Consider the following 10459-nt stretch of genomic DNA (forward strand, 5'->3'; position numbering starts at 1 on the left):
GCGTCGTCCCACGGCCCCAGGTCGAACGCCGTGCCACGGGAGGCGCCGCCTGTGCCGTCGGCACGGCCGGTTCTCCGCCTCGCGCGGCGTCGAACGGCGCACCCCGCGCCGGTCCGGTGGAATTTCGGCGGTCGGGCCGGGGGCGCCGCGGTGACCTCGGCCGCGTCGTCGGCGCCGGCCAAGTGCCAGGGGCCCGGCCACCGGCACGGCCGGGCCTCGCGCCTCGCGCCTCGCGCGGCACCGCGCCGGTCGGCCCGGACCGATCCCCGAAGCGCCGCCGGACAGGACCTAAGTCGATGTCCCCGCGACTTTGGTAGCCGTCCCCGCCCACCGGGCGGCGTGCCGCGCCCCACCTGCATAGATTGGTCGTATGACGCGTACGGAGTACCCCTGGCTGCTGCCTTCGGCCATGGCGGGGCCCGCCGGGCCCGATTCCGCCGGGAAGCGGGGCGGGCGGCGGCAGCGGCGGACCGTGCGGGACTGGGTCGTGGACCTGATCGTCTTCTTCTTCGCCGTCTTCGTCGGCATGCTCGCGCTGGACACGGCCGAGCAGGCGGGCAACAGCGAACCGCTCATCATGGCCGACCTGCTGATCGGCCTCGCGGCCTGCTGCGCGCTCTGGGTGCGGCGGCGCTGGCCGGTGGGGCTGGCCCTCTCCCTCGTCGTGGTGGAGGTCGTCGCGCCGACGGCGGTCGGGGCCGCCCTGGTGGCGCTGTTCGGCCTGGCCATCCACCGGCCGTTCAAGCCCGTGGCCTACGTCGCGGTCCTCGGCCTGATCGGCATGACCGGCCAGGCGTATCTGCGCCCCGACCCGACCATCTCCCATCTCTTCGCGGTCATCCTCGGAGCGCTCCTCATCCTGCTCGCGCTCGCCTGGGGCATGCTCGTACGGGCCCGGCGGCAGCTCGTCGTCGCACTGCGCGAACGCGCCGTACGCGCCGAGAACGAGGCCGCGCTCCGGGCCGAGCAGGCCCAGCGGCTGGCCCGCGAGGCCATCGCCCGCGAGATGCACGATGTGCTGGCGCACCGCCTGACGCTGCTCAGCGTCCACGCGGGCGCGCTGGAGTTCAGACCCGACGCGCCGCCTCCCGAGGTGGCCAGAGCCGCGGGTGTGATCCGCGACAGCGCCCACGAGGCGCTGCAGGACCTCCGCATGATCATCGGCGTGCTGCGCGCGCCGGGCGACGACGGCGAGCGCCCGCAGCCCACCCTCGTCACCCTCGACGCCCTGGTCGCCGAGTCCCGCGAGGCCGGGATGAAGGTGACCCTCGACAGCGGCGTCGACGACCCGGAGGCCGTACCGTCCGCCACCGGCCGTACCGCCTACCGCATCGCCCAGGAGGGCCTGACCAATGCCCGCAAGCACGCGCCCGGCACCGGCACCACCGTCCTGGTGAGCGGCGGACCGGGGGACGGACTCACCGTCGAGGTGCGCAACGAGGCGCCGCTCGGCCCGGTCCCGGCCGTGCCGGGATCCGGCCAGGGGCTGATCGGACTGACCGAACGCGCCACACTTGCCGGTGGCCGGTTCGAGCACGGCCCGACGGGCGACGGCGGATTCGCCGTCAGGGCCTGGCTACCGTGGTCCCCATGACCACCACGCCCGTCCGGCTGCTCATCGTCGACGACGACCCCCTCGTACGCGCCGGACTGACCTTCATGATGGGCGGTGCGGACGGTGTCGAGATCGTGGGGGAGGCGTCCGACGGCTCCGAGGTCGAGGCGCTCGTCCGCGAACGCGCGCCCGACGTCGTGCTCATGGACATCCGCATGCCCGTCATGGACGGCCTCACCGCCACCGAACTGCTGCGGGCGCGCGCCGGAGCGCCCGAAGTCCTCGTCCTGACCACGTTCCACGCCGACGAGCAGGTGCTGCGGGCGCTGCGCGTGGGCGCCGCCGGGTTCGTCCTGAAGGACACGCCCCCGGCCGAGATCGTCGCGGCGGTACGGCAGGTGGCGGCGGGCGAGCCCGTGCTCTCCCCGGCTGTCACCCGCCAGTTGATGCACCATGTCGCGGGGGCGCCGACCGGTGCGCGCAAGGACACGGCGACCGACCGGCTGACCCGGCTCGGGGAGCGCGAGCGGGAGGTGGCGCTCGCCGTGGGACGCGGCAACTCCAACGCGGAGATCGCGGCGGAACTGTTCATGAGCGTCCCCACGGTCAAGGCGCACGTGTCCCGCATCCTGGCCAAGCTCGACCTCAACAACCGTGTACAGATCGCCCTGTTGGTCCACGACGCGGACCTGGTGACGGACGGCGACTAGGCCGTGTCCGACACACCCCGCCCGGCGAGGACCACGCCCTGTCCGGAAAAGCTCCGCCCGGCGGCCCCGCCGGCCACCGGGTTCGGCGGTGTGCTTCGCGGCGACGTAACCTGACGTGATGACTGTCGTCGACCTGGGCGCGTACGGGCCCGATTTCACCGCCGATCCGTACCCGTACTACGCGAAACTGCGCGAGTCGGGACCGGTTCACGAGGTCCGTACCCCGCACGGCGACCGGTTCTGGCTGATCGTCGGGCACCGGGAGGCGCGTGCCGCGCTGGCCGACCCCCGGCTCCGCAAGTCACCGGCCACCGTCGGCTCCACCATGCTGGACGAACGGGTCATCGGACCGAATCTGCTGGTCGTGGACCCGCCGGACCATACCCGGCTGCGCAAGCTCGTCGCCCGCGAGTTCACCGCTCGCAGGGTCGCCGCCTTACGCGAGCGGATCCAGTCGCTCACCGACGGGCTGATCGACGCCATGCTCCCGGCCGGGCACGCCGACCTGGTCGATTCGCTGTCGTACCCGCTGCCCATCACGGTCATCTGTGAACTGCTCGGTGTCCCCGTGGCCGACCGTGAGGTCTTCCGTGCCTGGTCGGTGGAGATCGTCGCACCCGACAGCCCCGCGTCCGAGTACACGGCCGTGCATGAACTCGGCGCCTATTTCGACGAGTTGATCGAGGACAAGCGCTGCGCGGGCCCCTCCGACGATCTGCTCTCCGCCCTGCTGCGTACCCGCGCCGAGGACGGCGACCGGCTCTCCGCCGCCGAACTGCGCGCCATGGCCTACCTGTTGCTGATCGCCGGTCATGAGACGACGGTCAACCTCATCACCAACGGCATGCGTGCCCTGCTCGCCCACCCCGACCAACTGGCCGCCCTGCGCGACGACTTCGGGCTGCTCGACGGCGCGATCGAGGAGATGCTGCGCTACGAGGGCCCGGTCATGAACGCCACCGCCCGCTTCACCGGCGAGCCCGTGACCGTGGGCGACACGGTCATCCCCGCCTACGAGCCGGTGCTGGTCGGCCTCGGCGCGGCCGGCCGCGACCCCGCGCGCTACCCGGACCCGGACCGCTTCGACATCCGGCGTACGGCGACGGCCACGGCGACCGGCGCCAAGGGCCAGAACCACGGACATCTCGCCTTCGGGCACGGCATCCACCACTGCCTCGGCGCGCCCCTCGCACGCCTGGAGGCCCGGATCGCGGTCCGTACCCTCCTCGAACGCTGTCCCGACCTGACCCTCGACCCGGACACGGGGCCGCTGGACTGGCTGCCCGGAATGCTGATCCGTGGGGTGCGGGGTCTGCCGGTGCGGTGGTAGGCATGACGGTGCGGGGTGCCGCAGTACGTTCCGGAGGAGTCCGACCATGCAGGAGTTCGACATCGCCCTGGCGCGGAAGGTGCTGGACAGCCAGCCTTTCAGCAGGCTGCTCGGTACCAGGGTCATGGTCTTCGGGGACGGCGAGGCGGAGCTGGAGCTGGACATCGTCGAGGACCTCCAGCAGCAGAACGGCTATCTGCACGGGGGAGTGCTGGCGTACGCGGCCGACAACAGCATCACCTTCGCCGCCGGCTCGGTGCTCGGCCCCGCCGTGCTGACGGCGGGCTTCTCCATCCAGTACATGCGTCCCGGCACCGGCCGCACGCTCGTCGCCCGCGCCTCAGTCGTCCACGCGGGCCGCCGGCAGGCCACGGTGCGCTGTGATCTGCTCACGGTCGCGGAGGACGGCACGGAGACGCTGTGCGCGGTGGCGCAGGGCACGGTGCTGCCGGTAAAGAAGCCCGGGTGAAGAAGCCCGGGTGAATCCCGGCTAGAGACCGCCCGGGATCTCCTCCAGCCGTACCGGCCGGTGCTCCAGCCGTGACAGCTCGCACGCCTCCGCGATCCGCAGCGCGTGCAGCGCCTCGTGCCCGTCGCACGGGTTCTCCAGCTCGCCGCCCACGACCCGGATGAAGGCGTCCAGCTCCGCCTCGTACGCCGGCGCGAACCGCTCCAGGAACCCCGGCCACGGGTTGTCGCAGCGCGGCGGACCCTTCGGCTCGGTCGAGGTGATCGGCGTACGGTCGTCGAGTCCGACCGCGAACTGGTCCCGCTCGCCCGCGAGTTCCATCCGTACGTCGTATCCCGCGCCGTTGCAGCGCGTGGCGGTGGCGGTGGCGAGCGTCCCGTCGTCCAGGGTGAGGACGGCGGCGGCCGTGTCGATGTCCCCGGCGTCGCGGAACATCGGCGGCCCCGCGTCCGAGCCGGTCGCGTACACCTCCACCACCTCGCGCCCGGTGACCCAGCGCATGATGTCGAAGTCGTGGACCAGGCAGTCCCGGTAGAGCCCGCCGGACAGCGGCAGATACTCCGGGGCCGGCGGCACGGGGTCGGAGGTGATGGCGCGTACGGTGTGCAGCCGGCCCAGCGCCCCGGACCGTACGAGATCGCGGGCCGCGCCGTAACCGGCGTCGAAGCGGCGCATGAAGCCCAGTTGCAGGACGGTGCCGGCGGAGTCGACCTCGGCCAGGGCGCTCAGCGTGCCCTTGAGGTCCAGCGCGATCGGCTTCTCGCAGAAGGCGGGCAGTCCGGCCCGCGCGGCGCGGCTGATCAGGTCGGCGTGGGCCGAGGTGGCCGAGGCGATGACGACCGCGTCCACGCCCCAGGAGAAGATCTCGTCCACCGAGGGGGCCGCCGTGGACCCCGTACGGTCGGCGACATGTGCGGCGCGTGCCGCGTCCGTGTCGGCGACGACGAGGGAGCCGACCTCGCGATGGCGGCTCAGCGCCTCCGCGTGGAAGGTGCCGATACGGCCGGTGCCGATGAGTCCGATGCGCATGGCCCCCAAGGTGGCCTTCGCCCAGTCGTCATGTCAAGCGTTTGTCCTGACATTTAGACCTGCTGATGATCTTTGTTCGGAAGGCGTCGGCCCCTGCCTGTCCCGCCCTCTTGTCCTGACAACCGAACTACAGGACTTTCCGTCAACATCTCACGGGGCTACGCTCGCCACCGTGTCCAAGCAGCCGGAACCAGAGCAGCCGAGCGGGTCGGCCCCCCAGGCCGCCGCGCTCCAGCTCGGTGTCGACCGCACCAGCCCGGTCCCGCTCTACTTCCAGCTCTCGCAGCAGCTCGAAGCCGCCATCGAGCAGGGCGGACTCACGCCGGGCAGCCTCCTCGGCAACGAGATCGAGCTGGCGGGCCGGCTCGGGCTCTCCCGGCCCACCGTCCGCCAGGCCATCCAGTCGCTCGTCGACAAGGGGCTGCTGGTACGCCGCCGGGGCGTCGGCACCCAGGTCCTGCACAGCAAGGTCAGACGCCCCCTGGAGCTGAGCAGTCTCTACGACGACCTGGAGGCGGCCGGCCAGCGCCCCGCCACCCGCGTGCTGCGCAACACGGTCGAACCGGCCACGGCACGGATCGCCGCCGCGCTCGGGGTCGAGGAGGGGGCGGACGTGCGGCTCGTCGAACGGCTCCGGTACGCCCACGACGAACCGATGGCCCGGCTGCGCAACCACCTCCCGGTCGAACTCCTCGACTGCGACACCGCACAGCTCGAATCCACCGGCCTCTACCGGATGATGCGCGCCGTCGGCATCACGCTGCACAGCGCGCGCCAGTCGGTCGGCGCGCGCGCCGCCGACGCCGAGGAGGCGCCGCTCCTCGGCGAGGCGACGGGCGCCCCGCTGCTCGCCATGGAGCGCACCACGTTCGACGACACGGGCCGGGCCGTCGAATTCGGCGACCACATCTACCGGGCCTCGCGGTACGTCTTCGAGTTCCAGCTCCTCGTCCGGCCGTAGCGCTGCTCCGCCGACCTCCGAGGCGCCTCCCGTAACGCTTCCGGACGTCCAATTCTTCGTAAGAATGTTCGGACAAAGTATTGACGGGGCCGCGCGTGCGCCGCTAGAACTCCCCCAGCCGCAACGGGGCGGCCGGGAGAGAAGGCGGATCCACCATGCGTACCAACCGAAAGGCGGCGGGCCGTACGGCGGCGGCGCTGCTCACCGCATGCGCGCTCGCCCTCGTCGCCGGATGCAGCGGCTCCGGCGGCAAGGACTCCGAGGACAAGGCCGACGACGGGGGAGGCGGTACGGCCGCCAAGACCCCGCGCATGAAGATCGCCATGGTCACGCACTCCGGCGAGGGCGACACCTTCTGGGACATCGTCCAGAGCGGCGCCAAGGTCGCGGCCGGCAAGGACAACGTCCAGTTCCTCTACGCGGCCAACAAGGAGGGCAAGGAGCAGGCCCAGCTGATCCAGAGCTACATCGACCAGGACGTCGACGGGCTCGTGGTCAGCCTCGCCAAGCCCGAGGCCGTCAAGGCCGTACTCGCCAAGGCCACCGCCGCCGGAATACCGGTCGTCACGATCAACTCCGGCGCCGAGTTCTCCGAGCCCTTCGGGGCCCTCAGCCATATCGGCCAGGACGAGGCCATCGCCGGTGAGGCCGTCGGCGAGGAGCTGAACAAGCGGGGGAAGAAGAAGGCGCTCTGCGTCATCCACGAGCAGGGCAACGTCTCGCTCGAAGAGCGCTGCGCCGGGGTCAAGAAGGCGTTCGAGGGCACCGTCGAGAATCTGAACATCGAGGGCACCAACATGCCCGCGTCCACCTCCTCGATCGAGGCCAAACTCCAGAGCGCCAAGGACATCGACACGGTCGTGACGCTCGGCGCGCCCTTCGCCGCCGCGTCCGTGAAGGCCAAGGAGAGCGCCGGTTCCGACGCCGAGATCAACACCTTCGACCTCAACGCGGACGTGGTCAAGCAGCTCAAGGCCAAGGAGATCGGCTTCGCCGTGGACCAGCAGCCCTATCTCCAGGGCTACCTCGCGGTGGACGAGCTGTGGCTCAACAAGAACAACGGAAACGTCATCGGCGGCGGAAAGCCCGTCCTCACCGGCCCCGCGCTCGTGACCGAGAAGGACGTCCCCGCGCTGGAGAAGTTCACCGCCCGCGGCACCCGATGACAGACAGGCGTCATCTCCCGATGACCTGCACATGTCCGTACCCGATGACCGGGCCCCGAACAGCCATGACCGATACTTGGGCCGCCGGGCCGGGACGTACCGTGCCCGGCGGTACCGGGAAGTACGGCAAGAAGGGCACGGCGTCGTGGCAAGTCGGACAGGGGTACGCGCGATGGGCGCGGTGCTGGCAGCGGTTCTCGGGGCGGCGTCCCTGGCGGGATGCAGCAGCACCGGCGGCAAGCGCGCCGAGGAACGGGCCGCGGCGGCCGAGGCCCGGGCACAGGGGCGGGCCGCGGTGAGCACCCCGAAGTGGACGGTCGCCATGGTCACCCACTCGGGAGACGGCGACACCTTCTGGGACATCGTCCAGAAGGGCGCGAAGCAGGCCGCGGTCAAGGACAACATCAACTTCCTGTACGCGCACAGCGACGAGGGCCAGCAGCAGGCGCAGCTCGTCCAGTCGTACATCGACAAGGGTGTCGACGGGCTGATCGTCACGCTCGCCAAGCCCGACGCGATGAAGGCCGTCGTGGCGAAGGCCACCAAGGCCGGCATCCCGGTGATCACCGTCAACTCGGGCTCCGAGCAGTCCAAGCAGTACGGCGCGCTCACCCATATCGGCCAGGACGAGTCCATCGCCGGTGAGGCCGTCGGCGACGAACTGGACAAGCGGGGCAGGAAGAAGGCCCTGTGCGTCCTGCACGAGCAGGGCAACGTCGGGCATGAGCAGCGCTGCGCCGGGGCGAAGAAGACGTTCGACGGCACGATGCAGAACCTGTACGTCGACGGCACCAACATGCCCGACGTCCAGGCGTCCATCGAGGCGAAGCTCCAGACCGACAAGAGCATCGACGCCGTCGTGACGCTCGGCGCGCCCTTCGCCGACACCGCCGTCAAGGCGAAGGAGACGGCGGGCAGCAAGGCCGAGATCGACACGTTCGACCTCAACGAGGCGGTCGCGGGCTCGCTCAAGGCCGGCCGGCTCGGCTTCGCCGTCGACCAGCAGCCGTATCTCCAGGGGTACGAGGCCGTCGATCTGCTCTGGCTCTACCGGTACAACGCCGATGTACTCGGCGGCGGGCGCCCGGTCCTCACCGGGCCGCAGATCATCAACCAGCAGGACGCCGCCGAGCTGGAGAAATACGCGGAGCGAGGGACCCGATGACCACAACCGCACCACCCGTGAAGGACCGGCCGGGCGACGGCGGGGGCGGCGGCCCGGCCCAGGACGAGCGGCTGCTGGGGAACTCGGCGCTGCGCAAGCTCCTCGGCAGGCCCGAACTGGGCGCGGTCGTCGGCGCCTTGGCGGTGTTCCTGTTCTTCTCCGTCGTCGCCGACTCGTTCCTCAAGACGTCCAGCTTCGGCACGGTCCTGTACGCGGCGTCGACCATCGGGATCATGGCGGTGCCGGTGGCGCTGCTGATGATCGGCGGCGAGTTCGACCTGTCCGCCGGTGTGCTGGTGACCAGTTCGGCGCTGATCTCCTCGATGTTCAGCTACCAGATGACGGCGAACATCTGGGTCGGTGTGTTCGTGTCTCTGCTGGTCACCCTCGCCGTCGGGGTGTTCAACGGCTTCATGCTGACGCGGACGAAACTGCCGAGCTTCATCATCACCCTCGGCACGTTCCTGATGCTCACGGGTCTCAACCTCGGTGTGACCAAGCTGATCAGCGACACCGTCTCCACCAAGAGCATCAGCGACATGGAGGGCTTCGAGTCGGCCCGTAAGATCTTCGCCTCCGAACTGACCCTCGGCGGCGTCGAGTTGAAGGTCACCATCCTCTGGTGGGCGGGCCTGGTCGCGCTGGCGACCTGGATCCTGCTCCGTACCCGCTTCGGCAACTGGATCTTCGCGGTCGGCGGCAACGCCGAGGCCGCCCGCGCCGTCGGTGTACCGGTCCGGCTGACGAAGATCGGCCTCTACATGGGCGTCGGCTTCTGCGCCTGGGTCTCCGGCCAGCATCTGCTCTTCTCGTTCGACGTCGTCCAGTCCGGCGAGGGCGTCGGCAACGAGCTGATCTACATCATCGCCGCGGTCATCGGCGGCTGTCTGATCACCGGCGGTTACGGCTCGGCGATCGGCTCCGCGGTCGGCGCGTTCATCTTCGGCATGACCAGCAAGGGCATCGTGTACGCGGAGTGGAACCCGGACTGGTTCAAGTTCTTCCTCGGAGCGATGCTCCTTCTGGCCACCCTGCTCAACGCATGGGTCCGCAAGCGCGCGGAGGCGACCCGATGAACAGCACGCCCGGCACGCCCGGCACCCCCGGCACACCCACGCCCGGCACGCCCAGCGGTGGTACGGCGACCACGACACCCCTGGTCGAGCTGGACGACGTCAGTAAGTACTACGGCAACATCCGCGCCCTCGAAGGCGTCTCGCTGGAGGTGCACGCCGGCGAGATCACCTGCGTCCTCGGTGACAACGGCGCGGGGAAGTCCACCCTCATCAAGATCATCGCGGGACTGCACCAGCACGACGCGGGCGAATTCCTCATCGACGGGAGGAAGACGACGCTCGGCTCGCCGCGCGAGGCGCTGGACCTGGGCATCGCCACCGTCTACCAGGACCTCGCCGTCGTACCGCTCATGCCGGTCTGGCGGAACTTCTTCCTCGGCTCCGAGCCGACGAAGGGCACGGGCCCCTTCAAGCGCCTCGACGTCGAACAGATGCGCCGCACCACCCGCGAGGAACTGCTGCGGATGGGCATCGACCTGCGCGACGTCGACCAGCCCATCGGGACCCTCTCCGGCGGCGAACGCCAGTGCGTGGCGATCGCCCGCGCCGTCCACTTCGGCGCGAAGGTCCTCGTCCTGGACGAGCCGACCGCCGCGCTCGGCGTGAAGCAGTCCGGGGTCGTACTGAAGTACGTCGCCGCCGCGCGTGACGCGGGTCTCGGCGTGGTGCTGATCACCCACAACCCGCACCACGCGTATCTCGTGGGCAACCGGTTCGTGCTGCTCAAGCGCGGTGTCATGGCGGGCAGCCACACCAAGGAATCGATCACCCTGGACGAGCTGACGCGCCAGATGGCGGGCGGCTCGGAGCTGGAGGAGCTGAGCCACGAGCTGGCGAAGGCCCCCACCCCGGCCCATCTCGGTGGCCGTCCGGTGGACGGCGGCGCACATCGGATGGACGAGGACGAGAACGGGAAGCCGCCCGGCGGCAGTGCCAAGCCCTGACCGACCTCCGCACCTTCCGGATGGCAGAATCGGCGGCGGTGGACAACCGTCCAC

The 10459-nt window shown here is 70.6% G+C and carries 10 protein-coding genes; 9 read left to right on the forward strand and 1 reads right to left on the reverse strand.

The features are described 5' to 3' along the window. Positions 1-370 precede the first annotated feature (370 nt). From ACFUN8_RS35295 to ACFUN8_RS35310, 4 genes are all read left to right on the forward strand, one after another. The gene (locus ACFUN8_RS35295) at positions 371-1594 is read left to right on the forward strand and encodes a sensor histidine kinase (RefSeq protein WP_383646963.1); all 1224 of its coding nucleotides are present in this window, start codon (positions 371-373) and stop codon (positions 1592-1594) included. After that, positions 1591-2265, forward strand: coding sequence for a response regulator (locus tag ACFUN8_RS35300; protein ID WP_383646966.1), 675 nt, complete (start codon positions 1591-1593; stop codon positions 2263-2265). Before ACFUN8_RS35295 ends, ACFUN8_RS35300 begins: the two co-directional genes overlap by 4 nt. 118 nt (positions 2266-2383) lie before the next feature. Then, positions 2384-3595 (forward strand): cytochrome P450, encoded by a 1212-nt coding sequence (locus tag ACFUN8_RS35305; protein WP_383646968.1) that lies wholly within the window; start codon positions 2384-2386, stop codon positions 3593-3595. 46 nt (positions 3596-3641) lie between these two features. Further along, positions 3642-4064 (forward strand): PaaI family thioesterase, encoded by a 423-nt coding sequence (locus tag ACFUN8_RS35310; protein WP_383646971.1) that lies wholly within the window; start codon positions 3642-3644, stop codon positions 4062-4064. A 21-nt stretch (positions 4065-4085) separates the two neighbouring features. Here the strand turns inward: ACFUN8_RS35310 and ACFUN8_RS35315 are convergent, their stop codons facing one another. Then, positions 4086-5093, reverse strand: coding sequence for a Gfo/Idh/MocA family oxidoreductase (locus ACFUN8_RS35315; protein WP_383646974.1), 1008 nt, complete (start codon positions 5091-5093; stop codon positions 4086-4088). Positions 5094-5265: 172 nt separating this feature from the next. Here ACFUN8_RS35315 and ACFUN8_RS35320 point away from each other — a divergent pair, with 172 nt between their 5' ends. The 5 genes from ACFUN8_RS35320 to ACFUN8_RS35340 all read left to right on the forward strand — a co-directional run bounded on the left by ACFUN8_RS35320 (position 5266) and on the right by ACFUN8_RS35340 (position 10405). Further along, entirely contained in the window at positions 5266-6054 is a 789-nt protein-coding gene (locus tag ACFUN8_RS35320) for a GntR family transcriptional regulator (protein WP_382572715.1), read from the forward strand. A 155-nt stretch (positions 6055-6209) separates the two neighbouring features. After that, the gene (locus ACFUN8_RS35325; RefSeq protein WP_383646976.1) at positions 6210-7220 is read left to right on the forward strand and encodes a substrate-binding domain-containing protein; all 1011 of its coding nucleotides are present in this window, start codon (positions 6210-6212) and stop codon (positions 7218-7220) included. Between the two features lie 172 nt (positions 7221-7392). After that, positions 7393-8385, forward strand: a complete 993-nt coding sequence (locus ACFUN8_RS35330; RefSeq protein WP_383646984.1) for a sugar ABC transporter substrate-binding protein — start codon at positions 7393-7395, stop codon at positions 8383-8385. After that, positions 8382-9461: an ABC transporter permease gene (locus ACFUN8_RS35335; protein ID WP_383646979.1), complete on the forward strand. Its 1080-nt coding sequence runs from the start codon at positions 8382-8384 to the stop codon at positions 9459-9461. Before ACFUN8_RS35330 ends, ACFUN8_RS35335 begins: the two co-directional genes overlap by 4 nt. Next, a complete protein-coding gene (locus ACFUN8_RS35340) occupies positions 9458-10405 on the forward strand; it encodes an ATP-binding cassette domain-containing protein (RefSeq protein ID WP_383646982.1) in 948 nt (315 codons plus the stop codon). The genes ACFUN8_RS35335 and ACFUN8_RS35340 overlap by 4 nt, the downstream gene beginning before the upstream one ends. The last annotated feature ends 54 nt before the right edge of the window (positions 10406-10459 follow it).

Origin of the sequence: Streptomyces sp. NPDC057307 (genome assembly GCF_042667665.1) — a bacterium.
GTDB lineage: Bacteria > Actinomycetota > Actinomycetes > Streptomycetales > Streptomycetaceae > Streptomyces.